18 protein-coding genes and 2 pseudogenes are annotated in these 25,227 nt (G+C 50.8%); 2 read left to right on the forward strand and 18 right to left on the reverse strand.

Going from position 1 to position 25,227, the window contains the following annotated elements; all coding sequences use genetic code 11:
- Positions 1-19: 19 nt before the first annotated feature.
- From PSHG_RS13350 to PSHG_RS30560, 6 genes and pseudogenes are all read right to left on the reverse strand, one after another.
- Positions 20-430 (reverse strand): MerR family transcriptional regulator, encoded by a 411-nt coding sequence (locus PSHG_RS13350; RefSeq protein WP_010273577.1) that lies wholly within the window; start codon positions 428-430, stop codon positions 20-22.
- A gap of 129 nt (positions 431-559) precedes the next feature.
- Positions 560-1,813: a methionine gamma-lyase family protein gene (locus PSHG_RS13355; RefSeq protein ID WP_010273578.1), complete on the reverse strand. Its 1,254-nt coding sequence runs from the start codon at positions 1,811-1,813 to the stop codon at positions 560-562.
- A gap of 48 nt (positions 1,814-1,861) precedes the next feature.
- A pseudogene (gene hflX, locus PSHG_RS27605) lies at positions 1,862-3,165 on the reverse strand (GTPase HflX).
- Between the two features lie 423 nt (positions 3,166-3,588).
- Positions 3,589-3,963 carry a stage V sporulation protein K gene (locus tag PSHG_RS13365; protein WP_148497723.1) on the reverse strand — a complete coding sequence of 125 codons (375 nt, stop codon included), beginning with the start codon at positions 3,961-3,963 and terminating at the stop codon, positions 3,589-3,591.
- Positions 3,926-5,620: a recombinase family protein gene (locus tag PSHG_RS27610; RefSeq protein WP_010273580.1), complete on the reverse strand. Its 1,695-nt coding sequence runs from the start codon at positions 5,618-5,620 to the stop codon at positions 3,926-3,928. The genes PSHG_RS13365 and PSHG_RS27610 overlap by 38 nt, the downstream gene beginning before the upstream one ends.
- A gap of 895 nt (positions 5,621-6,515) precedes the next feature.
- Positions 6,516-6,671, reverse strand: coding sequence for a hypothetical protein (locus PSHG_RS30560; RefSeq protein ID WP_157213454.1), 156 nt, complete (start codon positions 6,669-6,671; stop codon positions 6,516-6,518).
- A gap of 195 nt (positions 6,672-6,866) precedes the next feature.
- Between PSHG_RS30560 and PSHG_RS13380 the strand changes: the two genes are divergently transcribed.
- A complete protein-coding gene (locus PSHG_RS13380) occupies positions 6,867-7,844 on the forward strand; it encodes an AAA family ATPase (RefSeq protein ID WP_010273581.1) in 978 nt (325 codons plus the stop codon).
- Between the two features lie 177 nt (positions 7,845-8,021).
- Positions 8,022-8,231: a cold-shock protein gene (locus PSHG_RS13385; RefSeq protein ID WP_026021364.1), complete on the forward strand. Its 210-nt coding sequence runs from the start codon at positions 8,022-8,024 to the stop codon at positions 8,229-8,231.
- A 160-nt stretch (positions 8,232-8,391) separates the two neighbouring features.
- Here PSHG_RS13385 and PSHG_RS27615 read toward each other — a convergent pair.
- The 12 genes and pseudogenes from PSHG_RS27615 to PSHG_RS13455 all read right to left on the reverse strand — a co-directional run.
- Positions 8,392-8,955: pseudogene (locus PSHG_RS27615) on the reverse strand (AAA family ATPase); the annotation flags it as partial.
- 72 nt (positions 8,956-9,027) lie between these two features.
- The gene (locus PSHG_RS13395; protein ID WP_010273586.1) at positions 9,028-9,645 is read right to left on the reverse strand and encodes a YdcF family protein; all 618 of its coding nucleotides are present in this window, start codon (positions 9,643-9,645) and stop codon (positions 9,028-9,030) included.
- A gap of 23 nt (positions 9,646-9,668) precedes the next feature.
- A complete protein-coding gene (locus PSHG_RS13400; protein WP_052310064.1) occupies positions 9,669-10,352 on the reverse strand; it encodes an alpha/beta hydrolase in 684 nt (227 codons plus the stop codon).
- 361 nt (positions 10,353-10,713) lie between these two features.
- Positions 10,714-11,367, reverse strand: coding sequence for a peptidylprolyl isomerase (locus PSHG_RS13405; RefSeq protein WP_010273589.1), 654 nt, complete (start codon positions 11,365-11,367; stop codon positions 10,714-10,716).
- Between the two features lie 365 nt (positions 11,368-11,732).
- Complete coding sequence (locus PSHG_RS27620; RefSeq protein ID WP_010273591.1) at positions 11,733-14,306, reverse strand: penicillin-binding protein 1A; 2,574 nt, start codon at positions 14,304-14,306, stop codon at positions 11,733-11,735.
- Positions 14,307-14,761: 455 nt separating this feature from the next.
- Positions 14,762-14,989 (reverse strand): RNA chaperone Hfq, encoded by a 228-nt coding sequence (hfq, locus tag PSHG_RS13420; protein ID WP_010273593.1) that lies wholly within the window; start codon positions 14,987-14,989, stop codon positions 14,762-14,764.
- Between the two features lie 67 nt (positions 14,990-15,056).
- Entirely contained in the window at positions 15,057-16,031 is a 975-nt protein-coding gene (miaA, locus tag PSHG_RS13425; protein WP_010273596.1) for a tRNA (adenosine(37)-N6)-dimethylallyltransferase MiaA, read from the reverse strand.
- Positions 16,018-16,803 carry a class I SAM-dependent methyltransferase gene (locus tag PSHG_RS13430; protein WP_010273599.1) on the reverse strand — a complete coding sequence of 262 codons (786 nt, stop codon included), beginning with the start codon at positions 16,801-16,803 and terminating at the stop codon, positions 16,018-16,020. The genes miaA and PSHG_RS13430 overlap by 14 nt, the downstream gene beginning before the upstream one ends.
- 359 nt (positions 16,804-17,162) lie before the next feature.
- Positions 17,163-19,415: a DNA mismatch repair endonuclease MutL gene (gene mutL / locus PSHG_RS13435; protein ID WP_010273601.1), complete on the reverse strand. Its 2,253-nt coding sequence runs from the start codon at positions 19,413-19,415 to the stop codon at positions 17,163-17,165.
- A gap of 146 nt (positions 19,416-19,561) precedes the next feature.
- Positions 19,562-21,025 carry a S41 family peptidase gene (locus tag PSHG_RS13440; RefSeq protein WP_010273604.1) on the reverse strand — a complete coding sequence of 488 codons (1,464 nt, stop codon included), beginning with the start codon at positions 21,023-21,025 and terminating at the stop codon, positions 19,562-19,564.
- 640 nt (positions 21,026-21,665) lie between these two features.
- Positions 21,666-24,536 carry a DNA mismatch repair protein MutS gene (gene mutS, locus PSHG_RS13450; protein WP_042122052.1) on the reverse strand — a complete coding sequence of 957 codons (2,871 nt, stop codon included), beginning with the start codon at positions 24,534-24,536 and terminating at the stop codon, positions 21,666-21,668.
- Positions 24,537-24,673: 137 nt separating this feature from the next.
- Entirely contained in the window at positions 24,674-25,210 is a 537-nt protein-coding gene (locus tag PSHG_RS13455) for a GrpB family protein (RefSeq protein ID WP_010273610.1), read from the reverse strand.
- Between the last annotated feature and the right edge of the window lie 17 nt (positions 25,211-25,227).

The raw sequence follows: 25,227 nt of genomic DNA on the forward strand, positions 1-25,227 counted from the left end.
AATATACAATGATAGGGAATTATTTCTGGAAAAAACGAGCCAGCTCTCCTTGAATAATAGAGACCTTGCCTGGCCGGTTGGGGCCGATCAGCTGTTGTTTCAGCAGCTTGTGCAGCTGCGACTCCGACAACTCCTTACGCTTGGCCACAGATTGTTCGTTAATAATCGTAACATCCTGACCATCTTGAGGAGCTGGACGCAGCACCTGCTTGATCCCGGCAATATTAACGCCTTTTTCTATCAACTGCTTAATTTCCAACAAACGTTGAACATCGTTAAAAGAGAACAGGCGCTGGTTTCCGTCCGTCCGTGCGGGCTTGACCAGTTCATGCTGCTCATAGTAACGAATTTGTCTAGCTGTCAAGTCAGTAAGCTTCATTACAATACCTATAGGAAATAACGCCATATTCCTACGAATCTCATCGTTCATCTAGATCACTCCCGTGTGAGTGTTAATCACCACAATTGTAGCTTTTCCTCCAAGGAATGTCAATAAGTTGATGAATTTATGAGAATTTTTTCGCTAAAAAGTCACAATTCGACGTTTTTATGTTAGGTATTATGACAAAGAGTGCTTTTTTTGCAGTTCAGACAAAGCAGTTATGACTCCTAACTTAACATGAGAGTAGGTTAATCCTCCCTGCATGTAAGCAATATATGGCTTACGGATAGGAGCGTCCGCTGACAGCTCCAGACTTCCCCCCTGGATAAAGGTTCCCGCAGCCATAATAACTGGATGCTTATAGCCCGGCATCTCCCACGGCTCGGGCAAAACATGAGCATCCACGGCTGCCGCCTTTTGCACAGCTTGAACAAATGTTATCAGCTCATCCTCATTCGTAAAGCGGATGGCCTGAATTAAATCTGTCCGCGGCTCGTCCCACTTGGGGCTTGTCTCATACCCGCAATCAGCAAACACCTTAGCAGCCAAAACGCTGCCCTTTAAAGCTTGGCCTACCAAATGGGGAGCAAGGAACAAGCCCTGGTATATGCTCCGTGTCGTCCCCAGCATGGCTCCTACTTCCCCACCGATGCCAGGGGCCGTAAGCCGGTAGGCAGCTTTTTGCACCAGATCGTCCCTGCCAGCAATATATCCCCCTGATGCCGCGAGGCCTCCCCCCGGATTTTTGATCAGGGAACCTGCAATCAGATCAACGCCAGCCTCGGTTGGCTCCTGACGCTCAGTAAATTCACCATAGCAATTATCTGCAAAAACAACAACATCCGGCTTGATCGCTTTGACGAACTTCACCATTTCCCCTATTTGTGCAATAGAAAAAGATGTTCTCCACTGATATCCGCGGGATCGCTGTATGCCAATTACTTTAGTTTTATCTGTAATTGCCGCGCGAATGCCCTCCCAATCAGGCTGGCCGTCCGCAGCTAGCTCCACCTCGTTATATTCGATCTCCCAGTCTCTCAGCGAACCGCTGCCATCCGGGCCGGAGCCGATTACTTTGTGCAGCGTGTCATAAGGTCTGCCGGTTATGTAAAGCAGTTCTTCCCTGGGCCTTAATAAACCGAACAGTGCCGTTGCTATCGTGTGGGTCCCCGACACAAGATGAGGCCTGACGATAGCAGCCTCGGCACCAAACACTTCCGCATACACGTGGTCAAGCACTTCTCTGCCGCGATCATTATATCCGTATCCTGTGGAAGCGGAAAAATGATAATCGCTAACCTGATGCTTTTGAAAAGCGCGGATCACCTTCCACTGATTAGCATCAATCGTTCCCTCAATATGCTCAAAAGCATTCCTTATTTGCTGTTCCGCGCTTTTAATTAAACGCTGAACGGTTTCTTCATCATGCATTCCATCCGTACACCTTTCCTGCTATACTCCGCTTTGTCCGTTCCATTCCTAGATTGGAGCTGACGCTTCCCACTCAAATTCCTTTAGCATAAATCCTAATTGCTCATAGTCGGGGCGGTTAACCCTTACCTTCATAACCATCCTGCCTTCCTCTTCAGCACATTCCAAAACCTCGCCGAGGCGGTAAACCTGGGATACGAGATCCCCGCGCTCAGCCGGAATGCGGTAATACAGTTCCCCGCCGCTAACCTTCTGCTGGATGCGTGCTAACAGCTGTTTCAGATCATCGGCATTGTAGGCGCTAATCCGGATGAACTCTCCCGGAACCACAAGCACTTCCTGCTGATGATCTTGCTCAGCAAGCAAATCAATTTTATTAAAAACGGTCAGCTGCTCTTTACCCTGTGCTCCCAATTCTGCCAGCACTTCCTCCACAACCGCTATCTGCCCGTCGCGGACAGGTGAAGAGCTATCTACGACATGAATAATCAGATCAGCCTCCAGCACTTCTTCTAAAGTCGCGCGAAAAGCAGCCACGAGATCATGGGGAAGATTCTGAATAAATCCGACCGTGTCCGTCAAAATGATTTCTTTGCCGCTTGGCAGTACCAAGCTTCTTGAGGTTGGGTCAAGCGTAGCAAACAATTGGTTTTCTACCAGAACGTCTGCCGCAGTCAGTTGTTTCAGCAGCGTCGATTTGCCCGCATTGGTGTAGCCAACCAAAGCGGCCTGATAGACGCCTGTCTTGCGTCTTCTCGCCCGGTGAAGCTGGCGATGGCGGACCACCTCCCGCAGCTGGCGTTTTAACTCCCCAATGCGGTTGCGGATATGGCGCCGGTCGGTTTCCAATTTGCTTTCTCCAGGGCCGCGAGTACCTATCCCCCGCCAAGGCGGGACAAATTGTTGCCGTGACCCGACAACCGGGGCAGCAAATAGGTCAACTGCGCCAGCTCTACCTGCAAAATACCTTCCCGGGTGTTGGCCCGCTGGGCGAAAATATCCAAAATCAGCTGGGTGCGATCGATAATCTTGACATCTAGCATCTCTTCGAGATTACGCACCTGGGCACCTGATAACTCACGGTCAAAAATAACCGTCTGGGCTTGAAATTCCGCAACACGTTGTTTTAATTCCTCTACCTTTCCTTTACCGATGAGCCAACGTGTATCTGCCGAATCCTTGTTTTGAGTCATCTCATCCACTACAAGCACACCCGACGTTTCTGCCAAATTCCTCAGCTCAAGAAGTGAATAGCTGGCAAGCTTGTCATCTTTATCGCTCGAAGTTTTCAAGCTTACGAGGATGGCTTTTTCTTGTTCGGGCCTATCAATTTGATGCATATGCTGTCTCATCCTCCACCTCCTATAAGCCATAGGTTCCGCCTTCCAGCGTTAACCTTGCCATCGCGCGCTCCGCCTGCTACCGCGCAGTCCGCTTACCACCGCACAGTCCGCTTGCCATCGCGCGCTCCGCCTGCTACCGCGCAGTCCGCTTGCCACCGCACGGGTCCCGCTTGCCACCGCGCACGGTCCGCTTGCCACCGCACGGGTCCCGTTTGCCACCGCGCACGGTCCGCTAGCTACCGCACAGTCCGCTTGCCACCACGGGTTCCGATCGCCATCAAGCCCTGCAAGCTGGTCTTCCCGTTTGGTAAGCAATAGCTTTTCCCCGCTGCTGCATTAACACGAAAGAGCCGTAAGAACTGGCCCATACAGCTACTAGGAAGTGTACACTTCTTGGCGAGTTTTATACAGCCTGTAGGGCATCCTCAGCACTCAAAGCCGGCGGTCGAGCCGCAAGTCATCTGGAAGCAGAGTCATCAGTTCTTTCTTGGAAGGCGGTTTATCTACTTCCAAAAGACGCACTGCCTGATGCCGGGTTGATCGTTCAATCAAATTGCGAACAAGCCGCGCATTGCTAAACCATTCATCGCCCATTTCTTTCTCCCGAATGAGATATTGCCGCAGCTTTAATTCTGCTTGAGGATGGAACATATATTCCCTTTCAGCAATCATCATCTTCGCAATCTCCATCAATTGGTCTACCGAGTAATCGGGAAATTCTACCTGAATAGGGAATCGCGAAGGCAGGCCGGGGTTGGTCTGCAGGAAGCTATCCATCTCTTCCGGGTACCCCGCAAGTATCAGCACAAATTGATTCCTGTAGTCCTCCATCGCCTTCACCACGGATGAGTTTTTTATGTGTGGAATCACTAATCCGTAAATGCAGCACAATATCCCCATTCTCATGCAGCGCAACGGATTCCACGAAGAGCCGGGCTAAAGCCCGCCGGTCCTCAATTGACAGACATCCTGAGCGAAGGAGTGTATGGAGCTTACTAGTATAGTTTACCATATGTGTTCGCAGATTAGCATTAGAGGAATTATGCTCCTCCAATTCCTTCTGCAGTCTCGTCCGCCGATCACGAAGACGCTCGATTTGCTGTTCAAGAGCATCCAGCTTCGTCCGCAATTCTTCCTTGTCCTTCAAAATTCCGTCCAGATAAAGCTCCAGCAGCTGCCGTCGAGCCTTTGTCTTGGCCTCCAGTGATTGCATAATCGTATGCAGCTCAAGCTCAAGGTGACGGCGTTCATCCGCAGCCTTCCCCGAGCCCAGCCAATTAGCAAGCAGCTGCCGCTCGTCAATGAGACTGAGCAGCTTGCCCCATACGAGATCATCTACTTGATCGCTGCGCCAGTTTCGTCCGCGGCAGCGGCTTTTGGCCGGCTTTCCTCCGGGAGCATAGCCTTTACCTGATTTGTTAGTACAGCTGTAATAGGTCAATTTGCCGTCCTTTCCCACAGAGCTGACCCCGGAAGAAACCGGAGCGGAGCAGCGGCCGCAGCGGGCCAGGCCCTTTAACAGGTAGCGCATGGATGGCCGTCCGGACGAAGCTTTTTTCAACCCGGACAGCCTGGCCAAAATTCGCAAATAGGTTTCATCATCAATAAAGGCGGGAATGGGAATCGCGATCCATTCCTCCTTCGGCCGTGTTCGTACGCTGCCTTTTCCATTCAGCTGAATCGTCTCTGTTTTTCCATAATAGTATTTTCCGGTGTAGGCTTCATTTTTTAATATCCGGCTGATGGTCGCCTGATACCACACATTGCCATCCGGGCCAGGCATACCCCGCCGGGCGAGCTCTCGGGCGATCGCCGAGCAGGACATATCTTTATGCAGCAAAAGATCAACCATCAACAGATACGTTAGCTTTTCATCCGGATGGACAATGAGTTGATCCGAGCTTTTATCAAAGCGGTAACCGTACAGTCTGCGCATCCCCGGAAGCTGCCCTTGCCTGGCCTTGGCCCGGCGCCCCCGCTTGGTATTCGCCAAAATCTTGGCTTTGTTGTATTGGGCTATGCTGCCCTGAATATTAAACATCAGCATTGATTCTGGATTCTCCTTATCCAGGTCGAACTCGACAAACTCGATATCTCCGCCTCTATCCCAAATTTTTGCCGTCAGCTCCATCTGCAAAAATAGATAGCGGCTCAAACGATCAGGATGCAGCAAGATCACCTTCTGCCCGATGCCCTGCTCCAAAAGCTCCAGTACATAATTCATCATCGGACGGTCTGGATTGTCCCCCCGTTCTCCAGCCTCTACAACAGCAAGCAGTTCTTCGTTCCGGCACGCTAACCGGCTTAATGCATACGCCGCACAGCGCTCTATTTGTGATTCCAAAGAATACCCGTGCCTGGCCTGATCCTCCGTCGACACTCTGACATAGATCAAAGCCCGAACGAGCCCCGCCAATTCGCTGATTTCCCATGTTTTCAGTTTTTCGCCTTGAATTACCCTCATCTGCGTCACACCTTATGGAGTAAATAAGTTATGCTCCCTAAGAGCATGCTTTCCATCCCGATTATTGACCCCGATAAATAATGGGGCTATCCGAAAAGTGGCAGTTCAGTCCGATAACAAAAAGCAATCCGAAGAATGCTGTAATATCAACATTGTTGGATTTTTAATTTCGGTGTGCTCGAAAATGAAATGTGTGCGGAAAACCGCATATATTCGCTGCTTCAGCGGGCCCCGGGGCCTATTTGTATGCGAAAGTGTATTCAAAAACAGTCATGCCATTGAATTCTCAGGCACAACTCCAGCATGAAAATAGCCAAGGTTGGCGGGTTCGAGGGCTGCGCGGGCTTGTTGCCTGCGCTTTGTACGAAATGCCGTACAAATTCATGGGGTTGAAGTGCGATTTCCGGAGAATTGTATGAAACGTTGTACAAATGCAGGGGGTTTAAGGCCAGCAACCAGCGACTTGTATGAGAAATCGTACAAATGCATGGGATTGAGGTGCGATTAACCGAAATTTGTATGACAAATCGTATAAATGCGGAGTCTTAAGCTATTAAGAAGCTCCAGCAAGTGTTTTAGACGAAATTTCGTAGCAAGTTATGTGATTGAGGTCGATTACCCATGATTGCTCATCATGCAGGAAGTTTTATTTTCACAGAAAATCCGCATACAACCGCCGCTACAGCGGATCCCGAGGCGAATTGGGGCTGTCCAGAAAGTCAGCGTTGACTGATTGCGGACGCCCCGTTTTGATTGAATTTTAAAAGTTGGACGGAAAACTATGTTTTTCCGTCCAACTTTTTATTTTGGAGACTTTCTGGACAGCTCCTTCCATCCTAACAATGATCATAAGTATAAAATCCGGTAATAGTTGACTGCACCGCAGTACCGGTGCCTACTTCTCCTTTCCTTTGAAATGATTGCTCATTACATTTGCAAACCATTTGGCCAGGTCAGCTTTTATCTCCTTTTCCATTTCGGGCGGTTCCTTCTCTTCTTCCTTAAAAACCAGGGCAACGTTAAGCTGTCTGTTCATAGTAAGTGTGAGCATCACCCTCCTTGCTTCTTTGCTTCATATGTATTCCGCTAATCTTTTGTCCCATTCCCCAAAAAGCAACAAAAGCGTAAAAAAATAAATCCCCTTAAATATTCACAGCCTGCCCTTAATATACTGTTAGCATGCGGGCTGTTTACGGAAGAAAACCGCAGCCATACCACTCCCGGATAAAGGCGAGGTGAAGGATCAGTGACAAGTCGTGCGGAAACACAGAGCCATTCTGTAAAAGTGTCCTTGAACTCCAGACAAATCAAAATGATCATTCATAATGAACCGCCAGTAGAGCATCGTCAGGATTTGCCTGTGGATCCGGATCCGTATCAAGAGATGATTAGGGAGCTTAATTCCATGGTGGGCCTGGAAAATGTTAAAGAGCTGGTCTTTCGCATTTATGCTATGTTGAAGGTCAATCAAATGAGGGAAAAAGCGGGGTTAAAGCCGAGCAAACAGGTTCACCATATGATATTCTACGGAAATCCGGGCACTGGCAAGACAACAGTAGCACGCGCCTTGGCCAAACTGTTCCACAAAATGGGCCTGTTGAGCAAGGGGCATTTGATTGAAGCCGACCGTGCTGACCTGGTTGGCGAGTACATCGGGCATACCGCCCAAAAAACGAGAGAGCTTGTGAAAAAGGCTTTAGGGGGTGTGCTGTTTGTGGATGAGGCCTACGCGTTGGCGCGTGGAGGCGAAAAAGATTTCGGCAAAGAATCGATTGATACCTTCGTCAAAATGATGGAGGACCATCGTGATGAATTTGTGCTTATTCTGGCAGGATACCCCAGCGAAATGCAGCAGTTCATTGCGATTAATCCAGGCCTGCCGTCGCGCTTTCCTATACAGCTGGAATTTCCCGATTATTCTCTTGATGAGCTCATGCAGATCGCCAAAGGAATGACTGAAGAAAGACAGTACGCCATGTCCGAATCAGCTGAGCTGAAGGTGAAAAGCATTCTGCAAAAGGAGAAGGACAATCGCTTTCTCAACTTTTCCAATGCCCGCTATGTGCGCAACGTCATCGAAGGCTCCATCCGAAACCATGCAGCCCGCTTGTTAAGGCAATCGTTATCGCCAAGTCTGCAAGACCTGCAAATGTTGCGCGCAGAGGATATTCATCGGCCAGACAGTCCTCAGCCTGCAGCCCCCTTCCTCCTGCCCTTGGAATAAAGCATGTTTAGCCTGCCTTTGGAATAAAGCCTGTTTAGGCAGCTAGGGCTTTAAGTATTGTCCAGGTATAAAGATAAGCTTAGCAGCATATAGTAATTAGGTGGCATAGCCTGACAGGAAGTCACTCCCATTCTTGCGTTGGGCCTGGATGAAAAGGAACAGGTATGAAGGAGGACAATGATGTATTCAAGAAAAACATTCGAAGAAATCGAAGAAGCCGAAACAGACGTCTGGTCCTGTACTAATGAGGACTGTAACGGCTGGATGAGAGACAATTTTTCGTTTACTGACCGCCCTAGCTGTCCCCTATGTCAGACAGAAATGCAAAAAGAGGCGCGAGTGCTGCCGGTGGTTGAAAATGCGACCAAAAAAACAGTAACCGGGTAGAAAGCAAAGGCTAAACCCGAATTACTGAGTATACACATAGACAACATTACACAAAGCTCTGCAGAATCAAAATCGCATCGGAGTCAACAAACGCATGTCCGCCGGGATGTGCGTTTGTTATTTGGCGCAGGTGCTGCACGATCAACAAGAAAACCTAAACCATCGCCTTCACCATCGTGTCGATCGCTTCTTTTCCAAAATCTTTGTCACCGCCCCGGGCCAGGCTATAGGCTTCATCAATGAAAAGAACGCCGCCAAGCGCTTTTTTTATCAGCTCTTTCGTCTTCTGGGCTGTATGGCCAATGTACTCGCCCACCAGCTCGGCACGATCGACCTCCAGGAGATGGCCTTTCGAGAGCACCCCAAGCTCGTGCAACAGCTTCGCTACAATACGAGCTACCGTAGTTTTGCCCGTACCGGGATTGCCCTTAAACACCATGTGATAGACGTGGGCATCGTAATGCAGCCCAGCTTCTGCACGGTATCGCTTGATCAGCAGTAACGCATAAATCTCGTAGATCAGCTCCTTAACATTATCTAGCCCGATCATACGCTCCAATTCTTTCAGCACTGCGGAGAACTGCCGGTTGGAAGCGGCACGGATTTTGGATAAATCAGCTGCAGCGCTGCTTTGGGCTTGCCCCGGCTGACGCAGCACGACATTGATTTGGCGGGATGTTGCGGTCATGCGGGAAACGGTCGGCGCCGAACTCCATCCGCTCATAGAGAAAATCACCTCGCTGTCTTGGTAATAGGCAGTATACGCAGGAGCCCAGATAAAGGTTCGTGGGAAAAGCTAGCCTCCGCTTCCGCCAAGTCTCATTGTCCATTTCTGCCAGACCCACTTGGCATAAGCAAGCGTCTCCCGCCCCCGGTGCCATTTCCCGTTTAGAACAGAAGATTCAACGAGCCATAATTGCGTCTCTTCCATCGGTAACACAGCCGCCATTTCCAGAGCACGCGCGCCATGAAAATCGTGAGTGACCACAATTGCACTGGACCATTCGTTGGCTTCCATAATCTCGTGACTGTAATAAAGATTTTCCCATGTATCGGTTGCTTGCTCTTCCAAATAGATCGCTTGCTCCGGAATGCCTCTGGACGTGAGATAATGAAACATCCCTTCAGCTTCGGTTATCTCTGAACCGCTGCCTAATCCTCCGGAAACAATGATGCTGTCTACTGCACCTTCATCAAACAATTCCACCGCAGCTTCGAGTCGCTCACGCAGAGCAGGGCTTGGACGGCCATCCCAAAGCGCCGCACCTAATACAATAGCTGTATCTGCCGGCTGCTTGCTCGCCGTACGGACGGCAGCAGCGATTTTCCACTGCACATAACCTGTCCAAATAACCGCAGCCAATAATAAAATGCTTGATGCGAGAATAAACCTTTTTATTTTCTTGCTGCGCACTTCATATCAGCTCCCGGCTTTCTTTACACAGGAACCGTCACCTCAGCCGGCTCCAGGAACGCTTCAATCTTGCAGAACAAGGCTTCCGCTTCAGCTTCCAGACATAATAGATGCTTGGAGTTAGGCAGGACCACCAGCTCCTTGGGAGCCTGGATCCGCTCATAAATATATTTCGAGCTGTAAGGATGAACGATCGGATCGGCTTGGCCGTGGATGATCAGCGTAGGGGCTTCTATTTTGCCCAAATCCCCCTTCAGCTCTTTAACCAGCCTCATAAATTCAAAGACAGCCTGCAACGGGGTCTGCTTCTTCCAATTGTAAAACTTTAAGTCTCTCTTGGCCAGCCGTTCCGTTACATCTTTGAAAAGTCTGGCTGGACTGACGTATATAATCGGAGTTCCTAGCAGCACTAGCCGCCGCACAGGATAGAGCGTTGCCAAATGCGCAGCAAGAAGTCCTCCCATCGAGAACCCGACCAGATCGATTGAACCGAATTGCTGCACCAGCTTTTGCGCTTCTTTTTCGGCCGCTTCAATCCAGTCATAACGTGTATAATTTTTCAGGTTTCGGAGATTTCCGTTATGGCCCGGCAGCTCAGGAGTGACACAGCAGCAGCCTTTATTCATTAAATGATGGGCCAGCGGCTTAACTTCATAAGGACCGCCTGTAAAGCCATGCAGCAGCAGGCAAGCTCGATCTTCTGTCATGTTCATTCTCCTTCCCACTCCTTGTATCTGTTTTTGTACAGATTACACATTATGCCAATGCAAGGTGAGTGAACTTTTTCTACTTAAGTATGCCCCAATCCGTACCATCCGAAGCTCCCTTCGGTTCGTATTTCCAATGACTACCTTTCGCAGCTGTAATTGAAAGCATCCAGGTGCAAATTCCCTCTTCATATTGGGCTGTGGCTTCGAAGCTTACTCAGGTGCATTGCGGCCCGGAAAACTTATAAAAATCTATATTATAAATAAAGCAAGAGCTTATGCTCTTGCTTTATCCTATGACGCGCTTCTTCGAACGGGACACGGCAATAGGCCAAGCAACGGCTTCGCAACCTTGTGGCTATTACGATTCGTGAATGGTAATTTTTTGGATGACGACTTCCGCCAGAGGCTTGCTCATCTCCCCAGATTGAGGATTCTTCTCTACAGGAGTAGCGGCAATCGCCGCAACGGTATCCATCCCCTCAATGACTCTGCCGAAAATGGAATAGTTGGGCTGGCTATTCAGCGCTACACTATCTGGTCCGGTACAGATAAAGAACTGGCTGCCATTCGTGTTCTTACCTGCATTAGCCATCGCTACGATGCCCGGCTCATAAGCAATACCGGTGTCCAGCTCATCTTCGAACTGGTACCCGGGGCCTCCTCTACCGGTGCCGGTCGGATCTCCCGTCTGAATCATAAAGGACTCGACAATCCGGTGAAAAATCACACCATCATAAAAGCCTTCGTTAGCGAGGAAAACAAAATTGTTCACGGTTTTAGGAGCTTCACTAGCGTATAACTCTATAGTAAACTCCCCCTTGTTCGTTTGAAACTGGGCCTGGTAAGTTTTATTCGGATCAATCATCATTTCCGGAGCTTCCGACCACTGCTTGGTCCCATTACCATCATTGCTGCCATTGCTTCCATTGGTTTGACCGCAAGCAGCCATGAGCAGCATAAGCGCAGTCAGGCTGCTGACCAGCCAAATTCGGGATAAGTTCTGCAAATTCATCTCGTTTAACCCACCTTATTTAGTATAATCGTCGCCACTTATTAGGTTACTACAATTTAGGGGCGCAGGGAAAGTCACTCCGGAAGAACCCTGTTTTCGCCAATCTCACGATGATAGACAAGTCTCTTCGTGCTGCATGAAACCATGCACGATAACACGAGTCTCTTTCGCTCCGCCAAACCCATGCACGATAACACGAGTCTCTTCCGCTCCGCCAAACCCATGCACGATACAAGAATCTCATCCATGTTATCAGGACAGGATGCCGCACGCGGCTGGAAGAGCAGCGTCCAAGCGAGCTCCACCACAATAAAAAAGCAGCCTGCAGCAAAGCGGCAGAACTGCTCTTATGCGGGCTGATGCTTTCATTGCACCCCCAGCCAGTCACTTCCCTCATCCTCAGAGCCGTTCGCCGGTTCCTCCAGCTCCCCTCCATTTTGTGGAGGTGGAGTGGGTGACGAAGAAGGCGTTGGCGTTGGAGTGGGACTTGGAGTCGGAGTCGGTGTTGGTGTTGGTGTTGGCGTCGGGGTAGGGCTATGTCCTGGCGTAGGACTATGATCCGGTGTCGATGTTGGTGACGAGTCAGGACGCTCCGTGTCATGGCCTGGCTCAGAGCTTCCGTTTTCATCCGGCTCTTCACCTTCCCCTTGACCGTCATCCCCGTCTTCATCAGGCGGAGGAGTAGCTGAGCCATCCTGCTCCTCGGGAATGGTCACACTGACGACAGCACTGCGTTCCGAGCTGCGATCATTGGCAGCATCGTAAGCAATGATATAGTATTCATAAGTGTTGCCCGGAATAATATTCATATCATTTAAATACTCTCCCGATACCGTGGCATACTCGAAAAAGTCGCCATTTCCAACAGATTTGCGATAAATCTGATACTGCAGGCCTTCTTCCTCTAGCGGCTGCCAGACTAACCGAACCTGCTCTTCATCCTCCAAATACAAGGCATCCAGCTGGGTAACTGCCTGAAGCTCCTCCTTGGGCTCGTCTGGCGGATCCGGTGTGGAATCCTCCCCGCTCGGGAACTGTTTTTTCGGCATGTTGGCCAATCCCTTGGACATAACTTCCTTGAACAGGGCAGCTGCATTGCCGCTGCTCATCGTAATATAGTGGTTAGCATCGGCCTTGTCAAAGCCCATCCAGACAGCAGCCGTCCATTCCGGCGTATAGCCGACAAACCAGATATCCTTGTCGCCATTCTCCACATGCGGATGCTGGGTTGAGCCTGTCTTGCCGACAACAATACGGTCATCCATGCGGGCAGCCCGGCCGGTACCATCACTGCTGTTGACAACCCCATACAGCAGCTCCGTCATATCGCGGGCAGTTTGCTGCTTCATCACACGGGTACCTTCATCGTTAAATGCAGCCACTTCCCGGCCATTACGATCTTTAATGCTTACAATCGCATGCGATTCAATCAATACACCGTCATTGGCAAAAGCGCTGTAGGCTTGTGCCATTTCCAGCGGCGAGGTCCCGTAGGTCAATCCGCCCAATGCAACAGCCAAGTTATTGTCCTGCTCATCAAAGGTGATGCCCAAGGAACGGGCAAAGTCCATTCCGTTTTTCAGGCCGATTTCATTGAGCAGCCATACGGCAGGTACATTGGAGGAATACTTGACCGCGTCGGCCATCGTGACAACACCACGGTAGCGGTTGTTATAATTTCGCGGAGAGTATCCGTTAAAATCCATTTGTTTGTCCTCAAGCCTGGAATAAATGTTGTATTCTCCGCTCTCGAGCGCGTAACCATAGCTGACCAGCGGTTTGATGGAAGAGCCCGGCTGCTGCTTGACCAGTGCCCGATTCAATCCTTTGCGCTCATAGTCTCTACCGCCGATCATGGCTACGATTCCGCCTGTGTACTGATCGACAATGACCATGCTGGATTGCATCTGCATCGTCTGACCGTCTACCTTCTGCTGAAACAAGCTTTCATTCTCAAACGCTTCCTGCATCGCCCGCTGGGCATCGGCATTCATGGCTGTCTGGATCGTATAGCCACCGCGCAGAATCACTTCTTCTTCCAGATTGTATCTCTCATTCGCCTCTCTAAGCACGTAATCAATGTACGTAGGAAACTCATTGCTGCTCACAATGGAGGTCGCTTTCTCGGGATCATATTCGATCTCCATCGCTTCGTTTTTCTGCTCCTCGGTAATATAACCTTGGTCAGCCATTAGCGTAAGCACTACCCCGCGGCGAGTCTTCGACCGCTCCGGATCATTAAGCGGAGAATAAGCATTCGGTCCTTTAGGGAGGGCTGCCAGGGTAGCAATTTGCCAAAGCTCCAGCTGATGAAGATCCTCTATGCCAAAATATTTCTTCGAGGCCTGCTTAATCCCGTAAGCGCCGCCGCCAAAATAAATCCGGTTTAAATAGAGCTCCAAAATTTGGTCCTTGGTCAAATTCTCTTCCAGAGCAATGGCGATTGAAGCTTCATTAGCTTTTCTCAGCAATGTTTTCTCAGAACTCAAGAACAGATTCTTGGCCAGCTGCTGAGTAATGGTGCTTCCGCCCTCGACAAAGTCTCTGGCGATAATATCTTTAACCAGCGCCCGGCCGATGGAAATAAAGTCAATCCCGGTATGCTCTTCGAATCTCCGGTCTTCCGTAGCAATAAACGCCTGCTGCAGAAGCTCCGGAATCTCATCCAAAGTGACCGGCTCCGGCGTTCCCTTTGCCTTGAGCTCAGCCATCTGGTTGCCGTCTGCATCTAACAGAATGGAAGGTGCTCCGAGCTCCAGCTTACCGCTCTGCTCACTCAATATTTTTTGACCTGTATACAAAATATAAAGATAGCCGGCTAGTGAAAATATGATTGCCAAGGCAAGTGCTATCAGCCCTGACGCCAGTATGGCCCTGCCTGTGATCCGTTTCTTTTTCTTCCTTTTGGGTTTAGGCTGGGCTTTCTTTTTTGCGGTCATCGTCTCTCTCCCCCTTTAGGTGTCCTTCTCTCTCTATTGACAAACAAGTGATGTTTCCATAATAACTCTCCTTCCGAGCATTTCAAGAAGAATAAGAAATAAATAAGAATTGTTAAGTTCGGTTTAATATCTTGTCCGCATTAGGAAGCCCCCGCAGCAAAGGCTCCGTATATTCTTCCGATGCTTCCCGCTGCCGTTCCCCCAATATTTAAACCTTCCTTATCCGTTATAGACGAAGCCGCCTGCATAAAAGATTCATTTCCCATCGCTTTGTCACACTTTTGACACTTTATGTTCGCCTTCGCCGCAAGGCAAAATAGTCTGTTTTTCTATAGGCAGCAGCATTTGGACAGACAGCAAAGTTTTGGGAAATAAAAAGAACAACCCTTTGCTTAAATAGGTGCACGGGGTTGCTCCACTTCGAATTGTATACAAGGATGGTTAACAGCTGGTTCTTAGTTCTCGGAAGAAAAAGATACAGAGCGCAGCGGTGTGAAGGTGGAAATGGCATGTTTGTACACCATTTGCTGCTTGCCCTCACTATCAATAATAATGGTAAAATTATCAAATGCTTTAATCAGGCCTCTAATTTGGAAGCCATTCGTTAAATATACAGTGACGGGTACGCTCTCTTTTCTCAAGGAATTTAAAAAATTGTCTTGAATATTGATCGTTTTGTTCATCGATGGTCCTCCTTCGAATAGTGGAACAGACGATATGTTCTTCCCCGTGTTCTTTCTAATTTGTGACCTACTGCTGGGGGGTCTTGTTAATCAGCTTTTCCTCAATTATACCATTAATGAGCCGCAAATGCTTGTCAAACTGATCTGTATCGGTGACATCCACCCAGTGTATATCCTTCATATGCCGGAACCAGGACAGCTGTCTCTTGGCGAATCTTCGGGTATTTCGTTTGAGCAGGGTGACTGCTTCCTCCAAAGTCAGCTCCTTTCGCAAGCAGGCGCAAATTTCCTTATAGCCAAGGCCTTGCATGGACACCAATTCATCGGAGTACCCCTGGCTTCGCAAGGAAGCCACTTCTTCAACCAAGCCTGCATCCAGCATTTGGTCAATTCTCTCTTCTATTCGTTTATATAGTAACTGCCTGTCCATTGTCAAGCCTACAATACAGATATCGTAAGGAGATCGTTTTTTTTGTCCGGCGAGTTGTGAGGAAAGCGTCTGTCCGGTTAAATGATGCACCTCCAGAGCGCGAATAATCCTGCGAGAATCGTTCGGATGAAGCCGCTCGGCCGTTACAGGGTCCACCGCCCGAAGCTTGTCATGCAGCGCATGCGCGCCATGCTGCCGCAAAAAAAGCTCCTGTTCAGCACGAAATTCCTCATCTGAGCCCGCATCGCTGAATTGATAGCCGTAAGCGAGTGATTCAACATATAGCCCCGTGCCCCCCACCACAAAAGGCAAGCGGCCTCTAGCGGTAATCTCCGCGATCAGCCTGCTGCCCCTCTCCTGAAATTCCGCTGCGGAAAAAGGCTCATCCGGATCGTGGATATCGATCATATGATGTACGACAGCCCGCCTTTCCTCCGGAGACGCTTTTGCCGTTCCAATATCCATTCCGCGGTATACCTGCATGGAATCACCGGATATGATCTCGCATTGGTAGGTTTTGGCAATTTCCAGGCTAAGCTTTGTTTTTCCCGATGCCGTCGGTCCGATAAGAATCAATAGCCGGGCTGAGTCGGGCTGTTTATCTGTAAGCATTGGGTCTGATCACTCCATACGCAATTTTTGACCCCGGCCGTGCAATCGCCTCAAAGCCGAGACGGGAAAATTCTCCGCTGCCCCTGCGTTCCTTCATCACCACAAAACGTCGTGCAACCCGGCAGGCTTCACGGACTGCTTCCGCGGATAATGCCTGCGGATTGGCCAAATTTCGCAAGGGGGACAAGGAGTCTGAGGCTGCAACCGGTGTACGGAACATCGGATCAAAGTAAATCACGTCTACACTTCCCTCCGGAGCATTACGCAAATAATCCAGGTGAGGAAGCTGCAGCAGCCTGACCCTCCGCATCGCCTCGTCCACTTCGTTTACCCCGGATTGATAGACAGCAAGCCCTTCCTGAACCAGAATAGCGAGCACAGGCTCACTCTCCAGAGCGGTGACGCTTCCTTCCTCGCCAACCGCATACGAAAATACGATCGCATCGGAGCCGAGCCCTGCCGTACAGTCCAGTACTGCATCTCCCGGTTTGAGCTGCAGCAGCTTGAGCAAATAATCCGTTTCGCCTTTCAGCATCCCCTTAATTCGCAATTGGGCCATACTGGGATGGAAGCGAAACGGTTCCGAGCCGCTACGGTAATAAGTTAACTGCCCGCCTGAAACGAGAATTAATTCGTCCTCTTTATAGCTCCGCTGCAGCTGACGGATGGATGAATTCTTGCGGGGCACCAGCGTCCAGCCGAACCGCTCCGCCAACCGGGCAGCCTTGTCCAGCTGATGCTTATCAGGCTTATAGGCTGTGGTCACTAACATATTACAACAATCTCCTGTTCCATTTGCTTTTAATATGCCCAGATTAATCCATAAGCATTTTTTAGAAATCTTCTGTCCGCACGAGGCTGCCAGCGTGGATGTTCGGCGTTACATGACGAAGGTCAAGCACCCCTTTTAAAGTTCGCCAAGATCGGAAGTTAAACCTAATCGGGCAGCCGGCGTTTCGGCGCAACTTTGACCGTTCAATTTCATTAGATGCAGGATGCTTGTTTAATCCTAGCACACCACTTGCTCGCATAACCCTAGTCAATACATGATGCTCGTTATTCCATGCCAGCACATGATGCCCTCGTTTTGACCTGGTCAGCAGGTTTACAAAAGGATAACCCGGCAGCCTCTTACATGACCCGTTTGAACATCTTTTCCAGCTCATACGTGGAAAAACTTACTACAATCGGGCGGCCGTGAGGACAGGTGTATGGAATCCGGCATCCGGCCAACCGGCGGATTAATGTCTCCATTTCGGCAATGCTCAGGGCCTGATTCGCTTTAATCGATGCTTTGCAGGAGCAGAGCGTTGATGATTTCTCCCGGAGCTTGGCAAGGTCCAGCTGCTTTTTCTCTGTCAGCATCCACTCGGCCATTTCCTCAATAAGCTCCTTTTCTTCTCCGGCAGGAAACCAGTGGGGATAAGCGCGGACGATGAAGCTCGCGCCGCCGAAACTTTCCATATAGACTCCAACCCGCTCAAACCAGTCAAGCCGTTCATTCAGGAGAGCGGCTTCCGCCGGAGTAAATTCCAGCGTCAAGGGCACGAGCAGTTCCTGGCTCGCTTCTTCAGGCTTGCCGAATTTCTCATAATAATATTCGTAGTTTATACGTTCATGCGCAGCGTGCTGATCGATTAAGTACAGCCCCTGCTCGTTCTGGGCAAGTATGTACGTGCCGTGCAGCTGGCCGATCGGCGTCAGTGCCGGAAATGCCGGCAGCCCGCCCGGGCCGCGCGTGCTTTCCGCCGCTGTGGCTGGCTGCGGCTGCAAGCCGGCTGCCAGCTCCGCCGACGCGGCGGACATTCCGCGCCTGCTGTCGCGCGGACTATAGCCGCGGGCTTCGCGGGCAGGCCCCGCCCCCCTTGACGCGAAGGTGTCAAGGGGGGCTCGGCCCGCAGCAGCCGGGCGATCGCCGCGGCCGCCTGCGCCGCCACCTTGGCCGGAAGCATCGCTAGGGAGCGATGCTTCCGGCTCGGGGGCGGAGCTGCTGCCGGCAGGCGGGCCGGAGCGCCGCACGCCGACCTCCGGCGGCAGGGCGTTTGGCGGCGTGAGCGGCGCTTGGCCAGCGCCTGGTGCGCTGGAAGCAGAGGACTCCGCTTGACGCGGAGTCCTCTGCTGATCACGCGCAGCATCGGGGCGGCCGGCCGCCGCGGGTACGCCGGCTTGCGGTACGCCGGCTTGCGGTACGCCGGCTTGCGCCCGGGCTTCGCCGCTAGACGCGGTCTGCCCGGGCTCGCCGGTGCCAAGGTCATCTTTCGCGCTCTCTTTCGCAATAGCGCTGCCAGCTTCACAGCCTTGTTGGCCAGCGGCAAACATCTCATCGCCGTACCAGGCGATCTGCTCCCGCACGACCGGCTTCTTGTCTGCCGGCTTACGGCCTTCCGGGATCAAAACTTCCTGAGCAAGCGCTGCCCGTACAGACTCCTCAACGCTCTGCAAGAGCTCGGGTTCTTTGCTGAAGCGGACCTCCAGCTTTGCAGGATGGACATTCACATCGACCAGTTCCGGCGACATCTCCAGGTGCAGGACTGCCAACGGGTAACGATTAATCGGCAGCAGCGTATGATAACCTTTGAGCAAAGCCTGTACCAAGCCGTAATTGCGTATATACCTGCCATTAATAATCGTAGATATTCCGTATCTGTTCGCCCTCGTCCATTCCGGACGGGAGATGTAGCCTGAAATCGTATAGTCGGGTGTTTCCAGGCTTACCGCAAGCATTTGCTTGGCAGCCGATGTTCCATATACGGCTGCTATTACTTGAAGCAAATCTCCGTTGCCAAGCGTGTGCAGCAGCGAGTTGTGGTTATGCTTCAAGGAAAACGCGATACCAGGATGAGCCAGAGCCAAGCGGTACATATAATCGGAAACATGGCCCAGCTCTGTTTGAATCGTCTTCATATATTTCAGCCTTGCCGGGGTATTGTAAAAGAGCTCGCGAACCGTAATCTCCGTGCCGCGGGAAGCCGCTGCCTCTTCTGCAGCCAGTACCTGTCCCCCTGCAACGACTATTCTTGTTCCCAAGCCGGAGGTATTGTCAGAGGTCACGCACTCTACTTTCGCGACTGCGGCAATACTCGGGAGAGCTTCCCCACGGAAACCAAGGGAGCGGATGCGGAACAAATCCTTGCTTGCTGAAATCTTGCTCGTCGCGTGCCGGTGGAATGCCAGCTGTACATCACTCTTCTCCATTCCTGATCCGTTGTCCTTGACACGAATAAGCTGGATGCCGCCTTCCTCCAAAAATACTTCAATTCTCGTGCTGCCGGCATCGATCGAATTTTCCACAAGCTCCTTAACCACGGAAGAGGGACGCTCTACCACTTCACCTGCCGCGATTTGGTTAGCTATATGGTCATCCAGCAATCGAATCCTACCCATCCTCAGACACTCTCCTTTCAAAAAAGCTTTTGACCGCTTCAACCGGATCTCGTTAAACCTACTATTCCAATCAATCTTCCGGCTGAACTTATATCATATTCAAGTAAAATACAAATACATCCTGCGCGGTAACTTCCATTAGAAGATCACGGACGGACAGTCAATACCAAGCCGCCATCATTTACTTTCCAATGAAATTGGGGAAAGACTTGCTGAAATGCTTCAAGCTCCACGTAAGCCAAATCCTGTTCCAAAATCACAGACTCACCAGTATGGAAAACGATAACTTGTCTGTCAGGGAGTGAAGTAAGCACAACAGAGCCCAACGCCCCATGCCAGCCAATGTCATTTCCTACCATGGCTGCCAGTATTCTTGAATGGACATACCATTTCTCCTCCCGATTGAGAAATGGAGCCTCGTATCCTATCTCCTCACCATTAACTATTAGCTCACCAGTGAAACGAATATCCAGCTCTACTGCAGAGTCGAGGGCATGCAGAGCAGCAAGCAGCTGTGGAAGCTCGCCTTCTACTTCCCAATCGGGGATAATTCCCTGCCCCTGTACGGGATGTCCCATTGGCGTAAAATATTGCTCCGTGGACATTTTCAACACACCGCCATTGGACAGAGGAATCATCGACTGGATCGTTCCTTTCCCGTATGTACGGCTGCCGATAAGCACTGCTTTTTCGTAATCCTGTAAAAATCCGGCCAGCACCTCAGCCGCACTGGCGCTTTCCCCGTTAACTAACAGAGCAACCGGTACGGATAGCTCCGAACCGCCAATAATTTCTATGTCCTCCTGGTAGCCGGAACCGTCCTGCACCGTCATCAGCACACCCTCTGGAATAAAGCTTGCTGACAATTCATGCACCGAATCCGCCAATCCCCCAGGGTTATTACGAATATCCAAAATAAGAGCTTTCATTCCTTGCGCGCTTAATTGATTCAGCATCTCAGTGAACTCCTGACTGGTTTCACTGGCAAACACGCTAATATAAATATACCCGGTACCATCGTTCATCAAAAATCCGCTCACGGAAGGAACAACGATTTCCCCTACGAATAATTCAACTTCCACTATTTGTCCGGAGCGATCAAGGGTCAGGATAACCGAGCTGCCATCTTCCTTCGGAATAAGGCTTAAAAAGCTGTCAATCTCCCTGTCACCCGCAGTGACGCCATCTATGGCAACCAGATAATCTCCAGCCAGCAATCCGGCTTCGGCTGCAGGTGAGTTGGGATATACTTCAACAATTCTCATCCCCTCATCTTCCTCAGCGACAAGGACACCTATCCCCGTGAACTTCTGATTGAGGGAATTCAGGTAGTTATCCCACTCATCTGGTGTCATATAGCGGCTATAAGGATCGTTCAGGGCCTCAAGCATGGCCTCTATCGATACCCCCGCCAATTTTTCTCCGGAAGGGGATGTCACATGAAAGGATTGGAGCAGCTCGTGAATTTCAAGCCACTGCAGCTGGGAATCGCTCAGCTCCCAGTACTCCTCTTCCTCCGCAGCCGCAAACGCTGGAAGGGCAAGAAGCATAAGGCAGACCAGCCATACAATAAACAGTTGTTTTCCGGTTATTTTGAACTTAAAGGGCATATAAGGTTTCTCCTCTCATCCTTTACCTCTTCCTTTACAGGGCCTGTATCCATTTGCACAATCTTATGGCTTGTCTTATGTAGTTTTTTTACAAACAAGGGACCCGCTGGTCCTTTCACACTTTAAAATCTTCCGTGTTTCCGGTTTCCGGCTCCTGCTTCCTGCTTCCTGCTTCCTGATTCCAGCTTCCGGCTTCCGGTTTCCGGCTTCCAGCTTCCTGCTTTCAGCTTCCGGCTTCCAGCTCCCCTGCAATTTCTTTTTGTTTTTCAATATCTCTATTTTCTGTGCTTGTGTTTTCTTTCGCTTCTTAATCTTTGTTACTCTCTAATCTTTTACTTGCCACTATGATGAGCTCTTGCTTTCGTTTGCCTCGCGGCGCCTTCGCTTGACTCGCTTCTGTAAAGCAGGCCGTTACCGGGTTGGAACCGGACACTGTGCTGCCTTACCGACTCGCGAGAGGGCCAGCGTGCCGCTATTCAGGCTGCGTTACCGGCCCCAGCCGGGCCAACGTGCCGCTATTCGGCTGCCTTACCGGACCCAGCCGGGCCAACGTGTCTTTATACGAGCTGCAAAAAGCGCACGACCAAGGCCTCCCGGCCCGCGGTCCGGGCTGTCATTCTCAGCATGCGATTTCATGCAGCTACAGCTTTTGCTTGAGCTCATACAGCAAGTTCATCGCCTGCAGTGGAGTCATGTTAATCAGATCGGCCTGCTTTAATTGCTCCACCACCCGGTAAATCTCACCGGAAGAAGAGTCCTCCTTAAGCAGGTCCATACTGCTGTTCCTTTCGGCAGTATAGGACTTCTTTTGCAGTTTGCTTTCCGCTGACGATAGAGACTCAGTGTCTCCGAAGAAGCTCAGTTGAACCGCCTCCGGGCTTCTCCCCGCTTGCGCCAACCGCTCGTTATCATGAGCATTACCGCAAGCATTACCTTGCGCATTATCATGAGCATTATCACGAGCATTACCGTAAGCATTATCGTGAGCAATCTCCTGAGCATCATCCCGGGCCGCCGCCATCTCTTTGCGGCCTTGGTTTGCCTCTCCTCCATAATCCACTGCTCTCGCCTCAAAAGTGCTGAGCAGCGCATAGGATCGTGAGATGATCGATTCCGGCAAGCCGGCGATTTGGGCACAATAAATACCGTAGCTTGTGCTTGCTGCGCCGGGAACCAGCTTGCGCAAGAACGTAACCTGCCTTCCGCTTTCCTTGACTGCCATGGAGTAATTGTGCAAATAGGTCAAGCTATCCTCCAAATGAGCCAGCTCGTGAAAATGGGTAGAGACGAGCGTCTTGCAGCCGATCTGGTCATGAAGGTATTCGATAACCGCCTGTGCGATAGCCATTCCTTCACCGGTTGAGGTGCCTCTGCCAAGCTCATCAATAATGACCAGGCTTCGCGGTGTCGCTTTAGCTGTCATCGCTTGGATGTCCATCATCTCCACCATAAAGGTGCTCTGTCCGCCAATCAGATCATCGGCGGCGCCAATCCGCGTGAAGATCCGGTCCGTTATCGGAACAGCAGCCTGCTCAGCGGGGACAAAGCTGCCCATTTGAGCCATGATGGAAATCATCGCCACCTGTCTCATATAGGTGCTTTTCCCGGCCATATTCGGCCCGGTTATTAGCAGCACGCGGTTCGTGTCCATCTCCATAACAGTGTCATTCGCGACAAAAGATTGCTCCTTCAGCACGGATTCTACCACGGGATGACGGCCTTCCTTCACAACCATATCGCCGTTCTCGGAGATGGCCGGCCGGGTGAAGCGATGGGAAGCGCTGACCACGGCCAAGGATTGCAGGGTATCGACACTTGCAATTGTGGCTGCCAGCTGCTGCAGACGGGTTCTATGTGCGGCAATCTCCTCACGCAGCTGAGTAAACAAGTCATATTCAATTAGGACCATCTTCTCCTGCGCTTCGAGAATTAACGCTTCCTTTTCCTTCAGCTCCGCAGTAATAAATCTCTCTGCGTTAGCGAGAGTTTGTTTCCGTTCATAGCGTCCTTCCGGCAGCAGTGACAGATTGGCGCGAGTTACCTCTATGTAATAGCCAAACACCTTGTTATAGCCGATCTTCAAAGACTTGATGCCGGTAGCTTCCCGCTCTTTTCTTTCCAGCTCGGCGATCCACTGCTTGCCGCTAGTATCAGCTTCTCTAAGCTTGTCCAGATGCTCATGGTAGCCTTTCTTGATAAGGCCTCCCTCCCTGACGGAAACCGGGGGATCATCCACAATAGCGGCTGCGATGAGCTCCAGAACATCCCCGCAGTCATCCATCTGCCGGACAAGCCGCCTTAAGGTGGATGAACCCGAATGCAAGCACAGCTCCTTCAGATGCGGCACCTGTCTCAATGATTGGCGCAGAGCCGCCAAATCGCGCCCGTTGGCATTACCGTAGCAGATCCGGCCCACCAGCCGCTCCAGGTCATAAACCTCTTTGAGCTGGGAGCGAATATCCTCGCGGACAATCATCTGGTTATGCAAGCATTCCACTGCTTCCAGACGGTCTTCAATAGACTGTTTATTCATCAGCGGCTTCTCAATCCAGCGCCGCAGCATCCGGGCACCCATCGCTGTCACCGTGCGGTCGAGCAGCCACAGCAGCGAGCCCTTCTTAGAGCGGTCTCTAACCGTCTCTACGAGCTCCAGGTTCCGCCGCGTGAACGGATCCATGACCATATATTGATCAGGCTCGTAACGCTGAATTCGCTCGATATGGTCCAAGGCTCTTTTTTGCGTCTCCTGCAAATAGCTCATTAGCAGCGCAACGGATGCTTGCTCGGCATCGTTCAAGCTCTGGACATCGCCAGCCTGGAACCGGCTGAGCGGGTCGTAATCGTGGCCTTGACTACCTGAAGCATGACCAGTGAGCGAGCCGGTAAGTTCTGATGCAGCAGCCAATGGCCGGCCTCCTGGTGAGCCCGCGGATTCCCGCTCAGTATAGATGGGGATTTTCGTATGCGAATACAGAGCTCTCACTTCTGCTAACAGGGTAGGAGCGCCTACAATCTCTGCAGGCGAATAGACACTGACCTCATCGAGCAATTGCTCCAGAGAGCTGCTGAAGGAAGTCGCGTAAAGCTCGCCTGTCGACAGATCACAAGAAGCCAGCGCATACTCCCCGTTGGATACTGCCAAAGCCGTTATGTAATTGTTCTGGGATGTCCCGGCTTGTTTGTTATCCATAAACGTACCGGGAGTAACAACCTTCACCACTTCCCGGCGGACGATGCCTTTAGCATCCTGGGGGTTCTCCACCTGTTCACAAATGGCCACTTTGAACCCTTTTTCTATTAATCTGGCAATATAGCCATCAGCAGAATGATAGGGTACTCCGCACATCGGAATTTTTTCTTTGGCTCCGCCATCTCTCCCTGTTAAGGTTAATTCCAGCTCGCGCGAAGCTACTTTGGCATCTTCAAAAAACAACTCATAAAAATCTCCCAGCCTAAAAAACAAAAGAGCGTCCTGCACGCCCGATTTTACCGATAAGTATTGTTGAATCATTGGGGTATAAGTCAATTCCGGGCAACCTCCAAACTGTGAGGGACATAACCGTTCTTGCTATGGCCTGAACGGCAGCGTGTCCACCTGCTAATGCTCTTTACATTATAACACGAATCAGTACAGCCCTGTTGATATAATCATTCGCTGTTCGAATCAAGCAGCCCGGCCTCACGTCTTGCCCTAATGATAACCGATTCGATGAATGGCCCTTTGGCTAAAGTATACTGCTCGCGGTCCATAGCATGGTCTTCGGCTAATCGCTTCTTTAGACTGGCATATTGTTCCCGCACATCCGGGTGCTCGGTCAGATAGTCCCTGAATAATTGCTGATTCGTCCAGTGCTCGCCTTTATAGATATATATATGAAGATGGTGGGTCCCGGCACCGCGCTCCCCTTTTCTAAAAAACCGTCTGAAAGGGAATGCTTCGTGATAAACCCATTCATACCCTATACGGGCGAACGGCTCCACCCATTCCAAAGCTTCGTCCAAGTGCCGAACACCGCCCATTAGGTCGAGAATAGGCTTCGCACTCATACCGATAACCGAGGTGCTGCCGATATGCTCGATTCCCAGCAGCTTATCGCCCGCGATACGCCTTATTTGAGCCGCCTCCCGCTCATAGCTGACGGTCCACTGCGGATTGTAGGCTTCTACTATTACCGATTGCTCCATGGTCAGCGGCTTCCTCC

Origin of the sequence: Paenibacillus senegalensis JC66, assembly GCF_000285515.1 — a bacterium.
Lineage (GTDB): Bacteria > Bacillota > Bacilli > Paenibacillales > NBRC-103111 > Paenibacillus_L > Paenibacillus_L senegalensis.